This window comes from Desulfosarcina alkanivorans (genome assembly GCF_009688945.1).
GTDB lineage: Bacteria > Desulfobacterota > Desulfobacteria > Desulfobacterales > Desulfosarcinaceae > Desulfosarcina > Desulfosarcina alkanivorans.
The window spans coordinates 3303550-3320868 of sequence record NZ_AP021874.1 but is presented as its reverse complement, the minus strand read 5'-3'; the positions used below and the strand labels follow the sequence as shown (position 1 = coordinate 3320868).

At 61.4% G+C, this 17319-nt stretch carries 16 protein-coding genes; 12 read left to right on the top strand and 4 right to left on the bottom strand.

Annotated features, from left to right (window positions below; genetic code table 11):
* Window positions 1–7 precede the first annotated feature (7 nt).
* The 9 genes from DSCA_RS14655 (at window position 8) to DSCA_RS14615 (ending at window position 11197) form a co-directional block, all read left to right on the top strand.
* Window positions 8–1495: a dihydrolipoyl dehydrogenase family protein gene (locus DSCA_RS14655; protein WP_155317130.1), complete on the top strand. Its 1488-nt coding sequence runs from the start codon at window positions 8–10 to the stop codon at window positions 1493–1495.
* A 116-nt stretch (window positions 1496–1611) separates the two neighbouring features.
* A complete protein-coding gene (locus DSCA_RS14650) occupies window positions 1612–1944 on the top strand; it encodes an arsenosugar biosynthesis-associated peroxidase-like protein (RefSeq protein WP_155317129.1) in 333 nt (110 codons plus the stop codon).
* A gap of 20 nt (window positions 1945–1964) precedes the next feature.
* Window positions 1965–2939: an arsenosugar biosynthesis radical SAM (seleno)protein ArsS gene (gene arsS / locus DSCA_RS14645; RefSeq protein WP_155317128.1), complete on the top strand. Its 975-nt coding sequence runs from the start codon at window positions 1965–1967 to the stop codon at window positions 2937–2939.
* A gap of 191 nt (window positions 2940–3130) precedes the next feature.
* Window positions 3131–3817, top strand: a complete 687-nt coding sequence (locus tag DSCA_RS14640) for a TVP38/TMEM64 family protein (RefSeq protein ID WP_155317127.1) — start codon at window positions 3131–3133, stop codon at window positions 3815–3817.
* 361 nt (window positions 3818–4178) lie between these two features.
* Window positions 4179–4979: an alpha/beta hydrolase family protein gene (locus DSCA_RS14635; protein ID WP_167527786.1), complete on the top strand. Its 801-nt coding sequence runs from the start codon at window positions 4179–4181 to the stop codon at window positions 4977–4979.
* 49 nt (window positions 4980–5028) lie between these two features.
* Window positions 5029–7758 (top strand): 2-oxoglutarate dehydrogenase E1 component, encoded by a 2730-nt coding sequence (locus tag DSCA_RS14630; RefSeq protein ID WP_155317125.1) that lies wholly within the window; start codon window positions 5029–5031, stop codon window positions 7756–7758.
* A 385-nt stretch (window positions 7759–8143) separates the two neighbouring features.
* Entirely contained in the window at window positions 8144–9394 is a 1251-nt protein-coding gene (gene odhB / locus DSCA_RS14625) for a 2-oxoglutarate dehydrogenase complex dihydrolipoyllysine-residue succinyltransferase (RefSeq protein ID WP_155317124.1), read from the top strand.
* A gap of 2 nt (window positions 9395–9396) precedes the next feature.
* On the top strand, window positions 9397–10809 hold the full coding sequence (lpdA, locus tag DSCA_RS14620) for a dihydrolipoyl dehydrogenase (protein WP_155317123.1): 1413 nt from the start codon (window positions 9397–9399) through the stop codon (window positions 10807–10809).
* Between the two features lie 130 nt (window positions 10810–10939).
* Window positions 10940–11197, top strand: coding sequence for a hypothetical protein (locus DSCA_RS14615; RefSeq protein WP_155317122.1), 258 nt, complete (start codon window positions 10940–10942; stop codon window positions 11195–11197).
* Here the strand turns inward: DSCA_RS14615 and DSCA_RS14610 are convergent.
* Window positions 11118–11936 (bottom strand): hypothetical protein, encoded by an 819-nt coding sequence (locus DSCA_RS14610; RefSeq protein ID WP_155317121.1) that lies wholly within the window; start codon window positions 11934–11936, stop codon window positions 11118–11120. The two genes, DSCA_RS14615 and DSCA_RS14610, sit on opposite strands and share 80 nt — an antisense overlap.
* Window positions 11937–11985: 49 nt before the next feature.
* Between DSCA_RS14610 and DSCA_RS14605 the strand changes: the two genes are divergently transcribed.
* The 3 genes from DSCA_RS14605 to DSCA_RS14595 all read left to right on the top strand — a co-directional run bounded on the left by DSCA_RS14605 (window position 11986) and on the right by DSCA_RS14595 (window position 14347).
* The gene (locus DSCA_RS14605; protein ID WP_155317120.1) at window positions 11986–12351 is read left to right on the top strand and encodes a TraR/DksA family transcriptional regulator; all 366 of its coding nucleotides are present in this window, start codon (window positions 11986–11988) and stop codon (window positions 12349–12351) included.
* 145 nt (window positions 12352–12496) lie between these two features.
* Entirely contained in the window at window positions 12497–13888 is a 1392-nt protein-coding gene (locus tag DSCA_RS14600; RefSeq protein WP_155317119.1) for a sigma-54-dependent transcriptional regulator, read from the top strand.
* 45 nt (window positions 13889–13933) lie between these two features.
* Window positions 13934–14347, top strand: coding sequence for a DUF2784 domain-containing protein (locus DSCA_RS14595; RefSeq protein WP_155317118.1), 414 nt, complete (start codon window positions 13934–13936; stop codon window positions 14345–14347).
* A gap of 71 nt (window positions 14348–14418) precedes the next feature.
* On the opposite strand, the gene DSCA_RS14590 is transcribed toward DSCA_RS14595, so the two are convergent.
* From DSCA_RS14590 to DSCA_RS14580, 3 genes are all read right to left on the bottom strand, one after another.
* Window positions 14419–15009 carry an NF038143 family protein gene (locus DSCA_RS14590; RefSeq protein WP_155317117.1) on the bottom strand — a complete coding sequence of 197 codons (591 nt, stop codon included), beginning with the start codon at window positions 15007–15009 and terminating at the stop codon, window positions 14419–14421.
* Window positions 15010–15014: 5 nt separating this feature from the next.
* Window positions 15015–15365: a hypothetical protein gene (locus DSCA_RS14585; RefSeq protein ID WP_155317116.1), complete on the bottom strand. Its 351-nt coding sequence runs from the start codon at window positions 15363–15365 to the stop codon at window positions 15015–15017.
* Between the two features lie 93 nt (window positions 15366–15458).
* Entirely contained in the window at window positions 15459–17222 is a 1764-nt protein-coding gene (locus DSCA_RS14580) for a YeiH family protein (protein WP_155317115.1), read from the bottom strand.
* Between the last annotated feature and the right edge of the window lie 97 nt (window positions 17223–17319).

The window sequence follows — 17319 nt, the reverse complement described above, 5'->3', positions numbered from 1 at the left end:
GACGGCTATGGCAGATTACGATTACGATATCGGCATCATCGGCGGCGGGGCGGCGGGCCTGACGGTGGCATCGGGCGCAGCCCAGCTGGGCGCCAGGACCCTGCTGGTCGAAAAAGAGCCCGCTCTTGGCGGAGACTGTCTGCACTACGGCTGCGTCCCCAGCAAGACCCTGATCCGTTCGGCCCATGTCTACCACGATATGAAGCACGCCGAACGATACGGGCTGCCCCCAGTGGACCTCCCGCCGGTCGACTTTTCCCGGGTTGCCCGCCGGATCCGGGAGGTGATTGCCGTGATCCAGAAGCATGATTCCGAAGAACGCTTCTGCCGGCTGGGGGCCAAGGTGGCCTTCGGGACCGTTTTTTTCAAAAACGACCACACCGTGGATCTCGACGGCCGGGCCATCAGTGCCAGGACCTGGGTGGTTGCCACCGGATCATCGGCGGCCGTTCCTCCCATACCGGGATTGCGGGAGTCCGGTTATATCACCAACCGGGAGATTTTTTCTCTTAAAACCCTTCCCGGAAAAATGATCGTGCTGGGGGCGGGGCCCATCGGCATTGAAATGGCGCAGGCCTTCAACCGGCTGGGCACCGCCGTCACCGTGGTGGACCGGGCCGACCAGATCCTGGGCAAGGAGGATCCCGATATGGCCGAGGCCGTTCAGGCCGTCATGGCATCCGAAGGGGTCGCCTTCCATCTGGGGGCTGCGGTTGAAAAGGTGTCCGGGGCCGGCGGGAAAAAAACGGTTACCGTGAAACCGGGCACTGGCCTGACCCTGGACCTGTCGGCCGATGCCGTGCTGGTGGCCATGGGCCGGTCCGTCAATGTCAAGGATCTGTGGCTGGATGCCGCCGGTGTTGAATACGAACCCACGGGTATTACCGTGGATGCACGACTGCGCACCAGTCAAAAACATATTTTTGCCGCCGGGGACGTGAGCGGCGGCTACCAGTTCACCCATGCGGCCGGCTACGAAGGGGGCATCGTGCTGAGCAACGCCGTGTTCCGACTGCCGCGCAAGGTGGACTACACCTGGCTGCCCTGGTGCACCTACACCGATCCGGAACTGGCCAGCATCGGTCTGAACGAACGGGCGGCCAGGGATGCCGGGATCGATTATTCCGTCTGGACCGAGACCTTCGGGGACAACGACCGCGGCCTGGCCGAAGGGCAGGCCGATGGCCGCATCAAATTGATTCTGGACAAAAAGGAAAAACCCCTGGGGGTGCAGATCCTGGGCCCCCGGGCCGGAGACCTGATTGCCGAGTGGGTGGCGGCCTTAAACGGCGGCGTCAAGCTTTCCACCCTGGCATCGGCCATTCATCCTTATCCCACCCTGGGAGAAATCAGCAAGCGGGTGACCGGCAGTGTCTTTTCTCCCAAGATATTCTCCGAACGGGTTCAGAAAGGCCTCAAATTTTTCTTCAACCTGAAGGGGCGGGCGTGCACACCGGAGGTGTGTGAAGACGAACGTCTGAAGTCTGAAGTCTGAAGCCTGAAGTCTGAGGTCGGAGGATAGAAGGGCAGAAGGCGGAGAACAGCGGTTGGAAGGATTGCGCATTAGGACTGAAGATGGAAGACTGATCGACAATCGAAAAGGAGACTGCTATGGAAACCTACTACAGACCTGACGACCTGCCCAAGTTCGGAGACATCGGCAAAGACACTCCCGACCTGGCCAAAAAATTTTTCGACTATTACGATGCGGTCTTCGCCGAAGGCGATCTGACCCAGCGGGAAAAGTCGCTTATCGCCCTGGCCGTGGCCCATGCCGTCCAGTGCCCGTATTGCATCGATGCCTACACCCGGTCCTGTCTGGAAACCGGGTCCAATACCACCGAAATGACCGAGGCCGTCCATGTGGCCACCGCCATCCGGGGCGGAGCCTCCCTGGTTCACGGCGTGCAGATGAGAAATGTTGCCGACAAGGTCTCAATGTGAATGCACAGGGAAGGGCACCCATGGATGAGGACCTGGCCCGTTTTTCAGCGCCGGATGAAAGGACCGACGGATTTGCCGCAACCCTCGCCCGCCACGGTCTGGTGTTGACCCGGGAAAAGACGCGGATCCTCCAGGTCAACGTGGGGGTGTTGTGCAACCAGTCCTGCGGCCATTGCCACCTGAATGCCGGCCCGGGTAAAACCGAGGTCATGACCCGTCAGACCGCCGACCAGGTGGCGGACTGGGCCGGACGGGTGCCTTTCGAGACGATCGACATCACCGGCGGCGCCCCGGAGATGAATCCGGATATCGCCCACATTGTCACGGCGTTTGCCGCCAGGACGCCGGAACTGATCTTCCGGTCCAACCTGTCGGCCCTGAACGAGGCCGGACGTGAGCCGCTCATGGACCTGCTGACGCGCCTCAAGGTGACCATCGTGGCCTCTTTTCCCTCGCTCAACGAATCCCAGGCCGATGCCCAGCGCGGGGACGGGGTGTTCAGGGCCAGCATCGATGCACTCAAAGCGCTCAACGCCAGGGGATACGCCCAACCGGAGACGGGCCTGCAACTGAACCTGGTGGTCAATCCCACGGGTGCCTTTACGGCAGCGGATCAGGTCCAGACGGAAAAGCGCTTCCGGCAGATGCTGGATCGCCGCTGGGGCATCGCCTTCGATCGCCTCTTCAGTTTTTCCAATGCGCCCCTGGGACGCTTCAGGCGCTGGCTGGAGCGATCCGGCAATTTGCCGGCCTACCTGAAAAAACTGGCCGACGGGTTCAACCCCTGTTCGGTGGCCGGGGTGATGTGCCGGACCCTGGTGTCGGTGGCCTGGGACGGTTACCTGTACGACTGTGACTTCAACCTGGCCCGGGGGCTGCCCATGGGCAGCCGTCGCGTTCATGTATCCGAGATGACCGGCCCCCCGGCGCCGGGAATGCCCATCGCCACGGCGGATCACTGTTATACCTGCACCGCCGGTGCCGGTTTTACCTGAGGCGGGGCCATCAGCACCTGAGGCTCAGGTGGCTTTCTGATTTCTGTCCCGCGGTTGATGAACCCGTTAAACGCTTTACCAGGCCAAACATGATACATCCGCTATGAATCGAAAAACGGTCCTGTTTGGATTAATGCGTCCCTATAGTCGTGTGCAAGGTGCTGTGCGTATCTGATGAAGAGGAAAACGTCATGCCAGTAGAAAAATCAGCATCCGGCGGTAAGCTCAAAGCCCTTTTTCTGGGCCTCTTCATCGCCGGGGCGATCATGTTGATACGCTATACCCCGGTTAAAGACTTCATCACCGCCGAGGCGCTGGGCGCGTTCCTGCGATCGGCGGGATACTGGGCGCCCCTGGTTTATATCGTGACTTACGCCGTGGGGGTATGCCTCTTCATTCCCGGCACCCTGCTCACCGGCCTGGGCGCCGCCATCTTCGGGCCCTATTGGGGATTCTTGTGGGTGTGGATCGGGGCCATGATCGGTTCGGCGGGCGCTTTTGTCATCGGCCGGACCCTGGGGCGGGAGTTCGCCGCGTCACTCATCGGTGACCGGCTGAAAAAATATGACGAGGCCATTCAGCGCAACGGTTTTGCCACCGTGCTTTACCTGCGGCTGGTATATTTCCCCTTCACGCCCATGAATTTCGGCATGGGGCTCACCCGGGTCCGGTTCGCGGACTATCTGGCCGGCACCGGCCTGGGAATCATCGTCGGGACCTTCATTTTCACCTTCTTCATCGGCACCATAAAGGATGTCTGGGCGTCGGGAAACTGGGGTGAGTTGATTTCCTTCAAGGTCTTTTTCTCCATTGCCCTGTTCGTTTTTTCCTTTTTCATCCCCAGAATCATTAAACGGGTCAAAGGGGAACAGGGGTAGGCGGTCCCAGGGTGGCGCACCTATCTTGAGACATCCTGTCTCAAATGAACGACTGGTTTGGTTGTGACAGACCTGCCCGGCGACATTGTCGCCTGGCAAGGGGCGGCGCCAGCGACCCGTCCCGCATGCGGCATGCCCCATACCCTTCCTCCGTAAAAAACAACTCTGCCCAACGTCTGCCCGCAGGATGGCCCGGCGCGGGGCAACCCCGCTGAAAAAGGGCCGCCAACGGAGCTGATTCAAGGTCCTGCGGCGCGATGGGCGGTCGCCAGGAGGCAGCGCGACTGCTTTTTACCTTGACGGTCATGGCATGGATCTTGTTAATATACTCGTGATCGCAACGCCCTCCCGCGGAGAAAACATGGAACAGCAGATCCAATTCGACAACCGGTTGGGGGAGATCCTCGCCGGAACCCTGCACCAGCCTGAGCGGACACCGGTCGGCGCCGTCATTGCCGGCCATTGTTTCACCTGTTCGCGGCACACGGGTGTTCTGCGGCGCATCTGCAGCGAACTGTGCCATGCCGGCTTCATGGCCCTGCGGTTCGACTTTTCCGGAAACGGCCAGAGCCAGGGACAATTCGAGCAGTCCACCTGGTCCAAGCAGGCTCTGGAGATGGAAGCGGCCATCGCGCTGGCTCAGGAGAAAGGCGCGCCGTGGATCGGCCTGGCCGGACATTCGCTGGGCGCTGCCATCGCGCTGATCGCCGCCCGGCGGATGAACGTCGTGTCGGCCCTTTGCCGGGTGGCCGGCCGTGTCAGCGGAACCCGGCCCATGCATTTTCTCACATCATCCCAGCAGCAGGCCCTGGCGCAAACCGGCCAGGTGGGATTCACCAGCCGGGGGCGGGCCCTTACCCTCAAGCAGGATTTTTTCGATGATGCCGAACGGCACGATCTGACGGCGGCCACCCGCTCGCTGAGGGTCCCCATGCTCGTGGTACACGGTGACCGGGACGAGATCATTCCGGTGGCCGAAGCGCACCTGGCCAAAGCGGCCAACCCCGCCATGGTGGAACTTTCCATCGTTGCCGGCGGCGATCACATGCTCGCCGCGCCGGATCACCAGCGCCAGGTGGCCCGGACCGTGGCCGCATGGTTCTGCCGACAGGCCGGCGTACCCGCACCACCCGGCCGAGACGACGCGCATCGGCAAACCTGATGCGCGACCTGTCCATAACCATGAGACCGTCCATAGGAGGCTGTGGAAGATGAATCTGTCTGAAACCCTGAGTGCCGACTTCATTGACGCCCAATACCGAAAATACAAGTCCGATCCATCGTCCCTCTCCGATGACTGGCAGTTTTTTTTCAAAGGGTTTGAACTGGCCGGCGCCACCGGCCCGGCCGGTGCCGACCCGGATCAGGCCCTGCGCCAGGCCCGGGTGGGGGCGCTGATCCACCGATACCGGGACATCGGCCACCTGCTGGCCTGCATGGATCCCCTGTCCGCCTGCCCCACCGCCCACCCGCTGCTGGATCTGGATGCCTTCGGCCTGGATACGGCGGACCTGGACCGCCTCTTTGCCGCACCGGGGTTGATCGAACCGGGCCCGGCACCATTGAAGGAGATCGTGGGGCGCCTGAAACAGACCTATTGCCACAGCATCGGTGTGGAGTACATGCACCTTCAGGATCCCGATGAACGCCGGTGGCTGCAGGCGCGCATGGAGCCGGTGAAGAACCGGGCCGATCTGTCGGCGGCGGATCGGATCGATCTGCTGAAAAAACTCGCCGCCGCCTCCCTGTTTGAAAAGTTTCTCAACAAAAAGTACGTGGGGGTGACCCGGTTTTCCCTTGAGGGGGGGGAAGCCCTGATCCCCTTTCTGGATGTCATGCGCCGGCGCGCGGTTGAGGCCGGATGCCGTGAAATCATCCTTGGCATGGCCCACCGGGGGCGCCTCAATGTGCTGTGCAACATCCTGGGAAAACCGGCCGAAGAGATCTTCTCGGAATTCGAAAGCTGCTACGACCCCCAGGATCTGGTGGGATCCGGGGACGTCAAGTATCACATCGGCTACCTCACCGAGCACCGGATGGCGGACGGCACCCCGCTTTCCCTTTATCTCGTGAGCAATCCCAGCCATCTGGAGGCGGTAAACCCCGTGGTGGAAGGCATTGCCCGTGCCCGCCAGGATGGCCTGGCCGACGGCGGCGACAAGATGGTCCTCCCGGTGCTGTTGCATGGGGATGCCGCGTTCGCCGGGCAGGGGGTGGTGGCCGAAACCCTGAACATGTCCCAATTGAAGGGCTATCGGACCGGCGGGACGGTGCACGTCATCATCAACAACCAGATCGGATACACCACGCTGCCCGAAGATGCGCGTTCCACGCGCTACTCCACCGATGTGGCCAAGATGCTCATGGTGCCCATTTTTCACGTTCACGGTGAAGATCCGGAGGCCGTGGTCCATGTGGCCCGGCTGGCCGCCGACTACCGCTACCGGTTCGGCAAGGACGTGGTCATCGACCTGGTCTGCTACCGGCGATACGGCCACAACGAGGGCGATGAACCCTATTTTACCCAGCCCACCATGTACCAGCGCATCCGCCAGCGTCCGTCGCTGGACCGGGTCTACGGCGATGGCCTCGTGGCTGACGGGCTCGTTTCCAAAACCGATGTGGCCGATTTGGAGCGCAGCATCAACAGCCGTCTGGATAAGGCCTATGAAGAGATTCACGGTTCGACCTGCCTTTTCCCCGAACCCCGGTTTTTCAAGGAATGGGAGATGGTTAGCGGGTCGTATACCCACGATCCGGTCGAAACCGCCGTGGACAAGGACACGCTCGTCCAACTGGCCAACCGGCTGGCAGCGGTGCCGGATGGCTTCACCGTGCATCCCCGGCTAAAGGGCGTGCTGGACAAGCGGCTGGAAGCTGCGACCAGCGGCGAGGGTATTGACTGGGCCGGTGCCGAGGCCCTGGCTTTTGCCTCCCTGCTTGCCGAGGGGCACACCGTGCGTCTCAGCGGCCAGGATGTGGGCCGGGGGACCTTCAGCCAGCGCCACAGCGTGTTGTGGGACTACGAGACGGGGCAACCCCACGTCCCGCTGAACCACCTCCAGGCGGGGCAGGCATCCTTCGATGTCTTCAACAGCCTGCTGGCGGAGGCCGGTGTGCTGGGCTTCGAGTACGGCTACGCGGTGACCCGCCCCCAGACCCTGACCCTCTGGGAGGCCCAGTTCGGCGATTTCGTCAACAACGCCCAGTGCGTCATCGATCTGTTCATCGCCAGCGGGCAGGACAAGTGGCAGCAATTGTGCGGGTTGACCCTGTTGCTGCCCCATGGCTGGGAAGGCTTGGGGCCGGAGCATTCCAGCGCCCGGCTGGAACGCTTCCTTCAACTTTGCGCGGGCGATAACATGCAGGTGGGCAACCCGACCACCCCGGCGCAGTACTTCCACCTGCTGCGCCGGCAGATCAGAGCCCCTTTTCGAAAACCGCTGATCCTCATGACCCCCAAGAGCCTTTTGCGCCACCCCATGGCCGTTTCATCGTTGAAGGACCTGACCGGGGGGCGGTTTCGACCGGTTCTGGACGATGCGGAGGCAACTGCATCGGTCAGGAAGGTGATTTTCTGCAGCGGCAAGATCTACTACCAGCTGATCACCCGACGTCAGCAGATCAACGCCGCCGATACCGCCATTTTACGCCTGGAACAGCTTTACCCGTTTCCCGAGAAAGCGGTCCGTGCCGTCATCGGCCGCTATAAAAAAGCCAACGCCTGGACCTGGGTCCAGGAGGAACCGGAGAACATGGGCGCCTGGCAGTTCATCCGGCCGAGACTGGCAGCGCTGCTGAAAAAGCCCCTCGGCTATGTGGGCCGAAACGCCTCGGCCAGTCCGGCCACCGGTTTTCCCAGGGTCTATAAAATGGAACAGGACGGCATTGTCGATCGCGCCATCGGCCCCCATAACCAGGCCGGGGGGATGGCGGGGTGACGGAAGTCGGAGGGCGGATGACAGCGGTCCGAGGGCCGGGAACAGAATTCCGAATTGAACGATTGAGGAATTGTTGGAGTGGCTTCCAGCCGCGATCATTTTCTCAAACCCCGACCATTGATGTCAGCGTGACCGGCAACTATTTGAAAAATGAACCGCAGAATACCCAATTCAGAATATCGAATGTTGAAGGAAGGCATCGCTGCGCGATAGCGAGTAAATAATAGAACACCTTCGCTTTCCATCGTGCTATTCCTTGTTCGGCATTGGATATTCACCGTTGTAAAATCAAACAGGCCGAGGGCGCCATAATGGCTGAAGGTGGCCGGATCCCACCCTTCAGCCTCAACCCTTCAGCCTCAACCCCTATTTTCAAGGAGCCTGCATGTCCATCGAAATCAAGATTCCCAGTGTCGGCGAGTCGGTTCAGGAAGCGGTCCTGGCCGAGTGGTTCAAACAGGACGGCGACACCGTCCGCAAGGATGAGCCCCTTTTTGTCATCGAGACGGACAAGGTGACCCTGGAAGTGGTGGCCGAGACGGACGGGGTTTTGTCGATCCTGGTGCAGGCCGGTGAAACCGTGGCCATCGGCGCAGTGGTGGGCTCCCTTGCACCGGTCGATGCGGAAGCGGCGGCCGCACCGCCGAAAGCCGAGGCAGCGCCGGAACCGGATAAGGCGCCGGCCCCGGCGCCAACGCCGCCATCTGCCCCCGCGGCAACCCCGGCTCCGGCGGCATCCGTCGACGGGATCCCCCTCGCTCCGTCGGTGCGCCGCCTTGTCGCCGAGAAGAACCTGGATGCGTCCCAAATTCAGGGCTCCGGCCCCGGCGGTCGCATCAGCAAGGGAGACGTGCTGCTTTACCTGGAGCATGCGCCGGCAGGCATCCCCGAGGCGCCCTCATCACCCGTTGCGGCGACCGACCCGACGTCAGCGGCCGCCATGGAAGAACGCAAACCCATGACGCCCATTCGCAAACGCATCGCCGAACGGCTGCTGGAGTCCCGGCAGAGCACGGCCATGCTCACGACTTTCAACGAGATCGACATGTCCCGGGCCATGGAGATCCGCTCCCTGTACAAGGAGGCCTTCCAGAAACGCCACGACGTCTCCCTCGGATTCATGTCTTTTTTTGTCAAGGCCTGTGTGGCGGCCCTCAAGGAGGTGCCCGAGATCAACGCCTTCATCGACGGCCATGACATCGTCTACCACAACTACCAGCATATCGGCGTGGCCGTGGGCACCCCCCGGGGGCTGGTGGTGCCGGTGATCCGCCATGCCGAGCACCTGAGCTTCGCCGGCGTGGAACAGGCCATCGTGGATTACGTGGCCAAGATCAGGGAGAACCGGCTGGAACTGGCCGACCTGGAAGGCGGCACTTTTACGGTCAGCAACGGCGGCGTTTATGGCAGCCTGCTGTCCACCCCCATCCTCAACATCCCCCAGAGCGGCATCCTGGGCATGCACAAGATCGAAAAACGGCCGGTGGTCGTCGACGACCAGATCGTCATCCGGCCCATGATGTATGTGGCGCTGAGCTACGATCACCGCATCGTGGACGGCAAGGGGGCGGTCACCTTTCTCAAGCGGGTCAAAGAGTTCGTCGAAAACCCGGAACGCATGGCATTGGAGGTGTAAAAATGGCAGAGCAAGCGCAGTTCGACCTGGTGATCATCGGTTCCGGACCCGGCGGATACGTGGCGGCCGTTCGCGCCACCCAGCTCGGCCTGAAGACCGCCGTGGTGGAAAAGGCCTCCCGGCTGGGCGGCGTCTGCCTGAACGTGGGCTGCATTCCCAGCAAGGCCCTGCTGGACGCCTCCGAGTACTACCACCTGGCCCGGGAACGCTTTGCCGAATACGGCATCAAGACCGGCAAGGTCTCCCTGGACCTCAAGGCCATGCTGTCCCGCAAGGACAAGGTCGTGGCGGACCTGACCGAAAACGTGCGCAAGCTGCTCGAGGGCAACGGGATCGAGGTCGTTCATGGAACGGCGTCCGTGCCGGCGGCAGGCACCGTCGAGGTGGACACGGGCAAAAAGAAGACAACCACCCTGTCGACCCAAAATATCCTGCTGGCCACCGGTTCCGAGCCCATCGAGGTGAAGGGACTGGAATTCGACGGCAGGCATATCGTCAGCTCCACCGAGGCCCTTGATTTCGACGCCGTGCCCGGGCATCTGGGTATCGTGGGCGGCGGCTACATCGGCCTGGAGCTGGGCTCGGTCTGGAACCGGCTGGGATCAACGGTGACCGTGGTCGAGATGCTTCCCAAGATCGCCACCACCCTGGACGGCCAGGTGGGGCGGACCCTGGACCGAATCCTAAAAAAGCAGGGTCTGGCGTTCAAGCTCAATACCCGGGTGGTCGAGGCCAGGGTGGTGCGCAACAAGGTCAAAGCCCTTCTGGAAAGCGGGGGAAGCACCGAAACGATGACCTTCGACCGGCTGCTGGTGTCTGTCGGCCGGCGTCCCCTGGTCCGGGGGCTGGGCATCGAGGAATTGGGCATCGAAACCGATCCCGGGACGGGCCAGATCCTGGTGGACGAAACCTACCGCACCAGTGTCGACGGCATCTACGCCATCGGCGACCTGATTCCCGGGCCCATGCTGGCCCACAAGGCCTCCGCCGAAGGCACCGCGGCCGTGGAGTGCATGGCCGGGCGGGCCGGTGAAGTCAACTACGACACCATCCCGGCGGTGGTCTATACCTGGCCCGAGGTCGCCAGCGTAGGCCTTACGGAGGAGCAGATGCGTGAACGCGAAATTCCCTATTGCGTGGGCAGCTTTCCGTTTTCCGGTGCCGGGCGGGCCCGCTGCATGGGGGAAACCGACGGCTTCGTCAAGCTCATCGCTCACGGCAAGACCGACCGGATCCTGGGCGTCCACATCATCGGCCCCCGGGCGGCGGACATGATTGCCGAGTGCGTGCTGGCCCTTGAGTTCGGTGCCAGCAGCGAGGACATCTCGCGCACCATCCATGGCCACCCCACCTTCGCCGAAGCGCTTCAGGAGGCGGCCATGAATGTAAGAAAATGCTCCATCTACACGTCTTGATGTCCGCCCCTAAAGGGCATCTTTCGGCCCCGGCCGGCGTTCTCACAATATTGAAATCCTCGACGTAGCGCTGCTGCGCCTCCGGTTCCGATATTGCTGCGGCCTTGGCCTGGACCAAAATCTACCCTTTATGAGCAGACCTTGTCTGCAGAACAGCAACGGATACGGAGAGACCTGCCATCTGGGTATTCCCAGTATGATTCATGACGCGGGCGTCGAGATTTCCGCGGACATCATCCCGGAGGTGAACCGGCATCCCGCGGTGACGGCTGCCGCCGTAGAAGCCGGCAGCCGGCTGGGCCGGCGGCTCAAGGCTGGTCACGACCGCATGGCCGTTGCCGGGAACATGCAGGAGAAGATGATGGTGATGGTTGACGCCATCGCCTGATACAGCGGATGACCTCCGTTTCCAGGCGGAGGCGGTTGTTGTCGATGCGTTCAATCTGATCGAGCAGGACGGCCGTTGCGGGCCGTCCTTTGCTATGGAGAACGGCCCGTTGCGTCGGGCAGAGATACCGGATGCACATCCACGGCCGGATGCGGAGCGGCAGGAGGCATCCGCGATGGCTTAAAAACGGGCAGGCCTCTCCGGGATCGGATGCCGCCTGGCAAGGGGGGATGGGTTCGTCGAGCAGATGGAGGTACAGCAGATCCCGAAAATCGATCCATACCGTGTTGGTGATGCAGCACGGTTCCGGGCAAAAACGGCAGGTCCGGCGGCACAAAGCGGTCATCGATGACGCCAGCCTGTCTATTCCCCGGCGGATATCCGCCGCCATCGCCACGGCGTGTTGAAGTTCCCGGCGATGGCCGTTCAACAGGCGGGCCAGGGCGCAGTTGGACGCATGCCATTTCCGGGCCCGGGAGCGTGCACCCGCTCCGGCCCCGGTGGGTGAGGTTATTTTTCCGGGAGCGCCTTTCATCATGAACGGACACCTGGCGGTTGCCGGGAAGCGAAGCAGCGCGCCGCTGAGGTTGTCGAAGGCTGATTCTTTATCATAACGTCCGGCGGTCACTTTGGGCAACCGGTAAATGCCCCCTTTCGTGAGGACCATCCGGAACCGGCTGACGGCGCCGTCGTCCCCCTGACCGGTTTGGGTTAGTTTCTCGTTACCCTCTTGATTCATCGAAGTTTGATGTTAAATTGATGCAACCATTATCAAACGGGAGATGCCCATGAAAAAAAAAGATCTCGACTATTTTCAGAATATATTGCAGCGAGAACTGGAAGAATTGCTGGCCAAGGCAGATCTTGCCGTTGAAGAGATTCTCGGCGAGGCGATGGACACCGAGGCCGATCCGCTGGACCGGGCGACGGAAGCGCAGGCCCGCAACAACAAGTGGCGGTTTCGGGATCGAGAACGGCGACTGATCGGCAAAATCCAAAAACGACTTCAGGCTATCGACGACGGAACCTACGGCATTTGCGAAAACTGCGAAGAACCGATTGGCCTCGCCCGCCTGAAGGCCAGGTCCGTCACCAGCTATTGTATCGATTGTAAGACCGAGCAGGAGACGCTCGAGCGGATTACCGGCAGCTGACGCACAGCACGCCCGTTGCTTTGTCCGGGGCAACCCCGGTCGAACGGCCGCTTCACCGATGGATGAAGCGGGCACTCATCCACACCCCCGGAGCAGATTGTTGCGAACTGCTCCGACAGACGCATCCGCCTGGGAGGTTTTTGTGATGGCAGGCGACACCATCCTGGTCGTCGATGATGAATCCGATCTGGTTCACGGACTCCGGCGAACCATCCGCATGGATATCGACTGCCGCGTCCTGACCGCGGAAAACGGTTTCCAGGCGCTGGACATCCTGTCGAAAGAGGCCGTCGATGTCGTCCTGGCCGATGTTCTCATGCCCAACATGGACGGCCTCACGCTGCTCGAACGGATCAAATCCCTGGATCCGGCCGTCACCGTTATCATCATGACCGCTTACGGCACGATTGAAAAAGCCGTGGAGGCCATAAAAAAAGGCGCTTACGATCTGATCCAGAAACCGGTGGACGAAGACCGGCTGATCCACCTGCTCAGAAAGGGGCTGGAGCTAAACCGGCTGGTGAGGGAGAACGCCCGCCTGAGCGAAGCCGTGAGCCGAACCGAAACTGCCGGCAGCATGGTCGGCCGTAGCCGGCCCATGCGGGCGGTATTCGAGAAAATCCACATGCTGGCCCAATCCGATGTCACGGTGCTCGTCCGCGGGGATACCGGCACGGGCAAAGACCTTGCCGCCCAGGCCATTCACCAGCTCAGCCGGCGGGGACACCGAAAGCTGATAACGGTCAACTGTCCGGCCCTGCCGGAAAGTATTCTGGAGAGTGAGTTGTTCGGGTACCGCAAGGGTGCGTTCACCCATGCCACCGACGACCATCTCGGCATGTTCGACCAGGCCAACCACAGCTCCATTTTCCTTGACGAAATCGGGGACCTGAACCTGCCGGTCCAGACCAAGCTGCTGCGTGTCCTGCAGGACAAAGAGATACGGCCGCTGGGCTGCAACCGGAGCCACCTGGTGGACACGCGCATCATTGCGGCCACCAACCGGAATCTCGAGCTGAAAATAAAGGAAAACCGTTTCCGGGAAGATTTGTTCTACCGCCTGAAAGTGGCCACCCTGACCATGCCTTCCCTCGATCAGATTCGTGAGGATATCCCCCTGCTGGTCGATCATTTTCTCGAACGGGTGGCATCGGAACAGGACAAGGCCAGAAAGAGCGTTACCCCGGGCGTCCTGAATCACCTGGTGGGCCGGCAATGGCCCGGCAACACCCGTCAGCTGGAAAACCTGATACGGGGGTGGTACGCGGTTGTCCCCGACGACCGGATTTCGACGGCCCACCTGGCGGAGGACTCCCTGCCCGCAGTGTGCTCGACCGAATTGATCGACCTGGATAAACCGTACCAGGAACTCAAGGAGCAGGCCATCGGGGTGTTCACCCTGGAATACCTGAACCGGCTGCTCGGCAAGACCGGCGGCAACGTGTCGGCGGCCGCCCAGCTCAGCGGCATGAAACGCCAGAGCCTGCAAAAGATCATCCGGCGCTACGGCATCGACGTCCAGCAGATGCGTTCGTAATGCACGGATAAACGCCACTTGTCTAAACACCCCCCGGGTGCTGCGATGACATCCTCCACCCTTTATCGAATAGCGGCAGATGGGCTCCTGCTGGTGCACATCCTGTTCGTGGCCTTCGTTGTCGCCGGGCTCCTGCTTGTTTTTATCGGCCGGGTGCTCCGGTGGTCGTGGGTTCGAAATCCGTGGTTTCGGCTGGCCCACCTGGCGGCCATCGCCGTGGTGGTCGTGCAGTCCTGGCTGGGCGCTATCTGCCCGCTCACGTCGATTGAAGCGCTGCTGCGCGAACGGGCCGGCGACCGCCACTACCCGGGTGCTTTCATCTCCCACTGGCTCGAGGCGGTTTTATACTATCAGGCGCCACAATGGGTGTTTGTCCTGTGCTATACCGCCTTCGGGGCTGCCGTCGTGGCGGGCTGGTTCTGGGTGCGGCCGCGCCCTTTTACACCACCGGCGCCCTGAGACGAGACCAGACATGCGGCGATGCATGGCGCGGCAGGAGTGCGACAGCGTCGCCACCAGCCATCAGATAATTATGGGAAGATCTCTTCGGCAAGCTCCCGACGAATGCCGGCGGTGCTTTCTTCCATCTGCTTGATGATGCCGCTGGCATTGTCGGCGGGTGTGTCGAGGTGGGGCTTGAGGGCGGCATCGAATTCCCGTTCCACCTGGTTGAGGCGGTTGAGGAAAAGCAGGTAGTTGCTGCGGCTTTTATAGGTGGTCCGGACCAGGGTCGGGTAGCTGCTGCCGTGGGCCCTGATCAGGTCATGGTAGTGGTCGACCAGCAGGGCCACCCAGCGGCGGTAAACTTTCCTGATTTCATCCGGAATATCGGCGGCCTGGACCACGTTCGCAACGTTCGGGCCTTTGCCGGATTCAGCGGCTCGCAGGGCTTCATCGAGGGCCCGTTGCCGGGTGATCAGAAACTTTTCCGCGAAGGTCCTGCGGCCTTTTGCGTATCGCCTGAGCTGCCAGAAATAAAAGATGAAAAAGACGGGGATCAGGATCATCCAGACATCCAGCCTCGGCTTGTCGATCACCCGGGCGGAGACCCGGGCCGCAAACTGCTTTTCGACCGCCAGGATCAGATCCCGTTTGCGGGTCAATGTCAGCGTGTCTGTCATCCGGGTCACTCGGGCAGGTACCGGAAGCCGAGGGTCAGCATGACCAGGCAGGTGACGATGCCTGAAATAAAGGGCCATGTCAGGCCGAACTCGTCCGGATCTCCCATTTCAAGGGATTGTCGCAGGTATTTTTCGCCGGTGTAGGCCCCTTCGATTTCGGTGTAGAAATAGGCGCCGGAATCGATGTCGTTTTCTTCGATCACCCGAACGATGTCGTCCATGCTGTAGATGTGATGCTGCAGCCAGGGGCCCACCGCCGCTCCGAAAAGCCAGAGCGAAAACAAGGTGAGTCCCAGGATGGACCACGCCTTGACGCGGGGCATGGGGCGGTTTTCAGTGGTTGTTGCCGATTTCATCGGGATTGACTCCCTTTCGATAGTGGCCCTTTGGAGGAATGCTCCCCGGCGGCGCAATGCCGTCCGGGGAGTACGACGTTTACTGTATATCCTTTAGATGGTGGCGGTCAACTCGGGGAAGACCACGTAGAACATGATGTAGGCAACCACCAGGGTCAGCATCAGGTTGAAGGACTGCCCGAATACGTAAAGGATGAACGGCTTCCCGCCCACCAGGTGCTCTTTCAGTTCCCTGAAGTTGGTGGCCAGGCCGATGCTTACGAAGGAGAGGCAGAAGAACCACCCGCGGAACAGGTCGCTCATGCCCTTGATGACCCCCTGGTCGATCATTGCCGGCCCCATTCCCCCCATCTGGCTGTTGAAGCTGGTGTAGACCAGGCTGAAGATGATCGAGGCGCCGATGAAACCGAGGACGAACTTGGGGAACCGGTACCAGATCTCGATGGCGCCGACCTTGTGGCCCGTTTCCGCGGCTTCCACCCGGGTGGTGAAGTACAGGGCCACGAAAAAGGCGATCACGCCGATGAGCACGTTCTGGATCATCTTGATGGTGGCGGCCACGTAGAGGGCTTTCTCGCCCAGGAACGCGCCGGCAGCGGCCACGGCGCCGGTGGCGTCGATGGTGCCGCCCATCCAGGCGCCGCCCAGGATCAGCTGTTTGTCCACGGGAAAGGTGGACTTGATCACGGCCGGCATGAGGATCATCATGATGGAGGTGAAGACCAGGGAGAGGCCCACGGAAAGGGTCAGCTCCTCTTTTTTGGCCTTACAGGCCGCCGCCGTGGCGATGGCCGCGGAGACGCCGCACACCGACATGTCCGAACAGATGGTGGCGTTGAGCCGTTTCGAAGGCATTTTGACGATCTTCTGGCCGAACCAGTAGGTGACGAACCAGACCGTGGGCGTGACCACCCAGGCCACGAAGATGCCCGCGGTGCCGATGGTGATGATCTTTTCAAACAGGATCTTGGCGCCCAGGAGCACCAGGCCGGTCTTGATGTAGTACTCGGTCTGCACGGCCGGCATGGCCCACTTGGGGGTTCCGACCGTGTTGGAGATCAGCATGCCGAAGAAGATCGCCCAGGCGGCATAGCCGATGCCGTAGTGCTTCATGGTGGCCTGGCTGCTGGCCAGGTAGGCGAGCACGGCCACCAGGAAGACGAAGATGAACCCGACGACGAACTTGCCGAAATCCTTGCCCATGGCCTTCATGCCGATGCCGAAGAAGACGGCGAAACTGGCGCCCAGAAAGATCAGCCAGCCGATCTGGTTGTAGGGGGCCGCCTTGGTTTTCTTTTTGGCGTTGCTGGCCGCCAGGTGGGCGTCGCGCCACGCGCCGATGGCGGCCTTGGCCTGGCCGTTGAGGGCCGCATCGCTGAATCCGGCCGCTTCGGCAGCGGTTTCGGCGGCCGTGGCCAGGGCCAGGGCTTCGGCGGCAGAGGCTTTGGCCCTGTCATACTTGGCGACGGCCTTGGCTTTTTTGGCATCCGCCTTTTCCTTGCTCATGAAAAAAGCGTCCAGGGGATTGGCCGTCCAGCTGTGGGTTTTTTTCGAAAAGGTGGACATCCATTTACCGGCGGCAATATCTTTGGCTTTGACCTTTTTCTTGGCATCATACAACTGGTACCAGGCGATGGTCTTGAACTGGTCGGTGCGCTGGGCCGCTTGGGAATAGTTGGCCTCGGCCGACATCAGTTTCGATTTCACGGCCCCGGACTGGGGGAAATAGAGTACGATGCCTGCCAGGAGGATGAAGAACCCGAGCCAGATGGCCCACCAGTCTTCCTTCTTCCACAGTTCGGACCACTCCCATTTGCCGATGTCCCTGACGACTTGGCCGTCTGGCTTTTCTGCCATCACTTCCTCCTTTGGTAATCGTATGGTGCGTTGGTGACGGGCGGGCCCCGTTCCGTCTTGCCCGCCAGTCAGTCATCGTGCGGCCCGCCTTCGTCCA

Coding starts and splice junctions, on each gene's coding strand:
- DSCA_RS14655 (WP_155317130.1), top strand. CDS start 8: ATGGCAGATTACGATTACGATATCGGCATCATCGGCGGCGGGGCGGCG.
- DSCA_RS14650 (WP_155317129.1), top strand. CDS start 1,612: ATGGAAACCTACTACAGACCTGACGACCTGCCCAAGTTCGGAGACATC.
- arsS (WP_155317128.1), top strand. CDS start 1,965: ATGGATGAGGACCTGGCCCGTTTTTCAGCGCCGGATGAAAGGACCGAC.
- DSCA_RS14640 (WP_155317127.1), top strand. CDS start 3,131: ATGCCAGTAGAAAAATCAGCATCCGGCGGTAAGCTCAAAGCCCTTTTT.
- DSCA_RS14635 (WP_167527786.1), top strand. CDS start 4,179: ATGGAACAGCAGATCCAATTCGACAACCGGTTGGGGGAGATCCTCGCC.
- DSCA_RS14630 (WP_155317125.1), top strand. CDS start 5,029: ATGAATCTGTCTGAAACCCTGAGTGCCGACTTCATTGACGCCCAATAC.
- odhB (WP_155317124.1), top strand. CDS start 8,144: ATGTCCATCGAAATCAAGATTCCCAGTGTCGGCGAGTCGGTTCAGGAA.
- lpdA (WP_155317123.1), top strand. CDS start 9,397: ATGGCAGAGCAAGCGCAGTTCGACCTGGTGATCATCGGTTCCGGACCC.
- DSCA_RS14615 (WP_155317122.1), top strand. CDS start 10,940: ATGAGCAGACCTTGTCTGCAGAACAGCAACGGATACGGAGAGACCTGC.
- DSCA_RS14610 (WP_155317121.1), bottom strand. CDS start 11,936: ATGAATCAAGAGGGTAACGAGAAACTAACCCAAACCGGTCAGGGGGAC.
- DSCA_RS14605 (WP_155317120.1), top strand. CDS start 11,986: ATGAAAAAAAAAGATCTCGACTATTTTCAGAATATATTGCAGCGAGAA.
- DSCA_RS14600 (WP_155317119.1), top strand. CDS start 12,497: ATGGCAGGCGACACCATCCTGGTCGTCGATGATGAATCCGATCTGGTT.
- DSCA_RS14595 (WP_155317118.1), top strand. CDS start 13,934: ATGACATCCTCCACCCTTTATCGAATAGCGGCAGATGGGCTCCTGCTG.
- DSCA_RS14590 (WP_155317117.1), bottom strand. CDS start 15,009: ATGACAGACACGCTGACATTGACCCGCAAACGGGATCTGATCCTGGCG.
- DSCA_RS14585 (WP_155317116.1), bottom strand. CDS start 15,365: ATGAAATCGGCAACAACCACTGAAAACCGCCCCATGCCCCGCGTCAAG.
- DSCA_RS14580 (WP_155317115.1), bottom strand. CDS start 17,222: ATGGCAGAAAAGCCAGACGGCCAAGTCGTCAGGGACATCGGCAAATGG.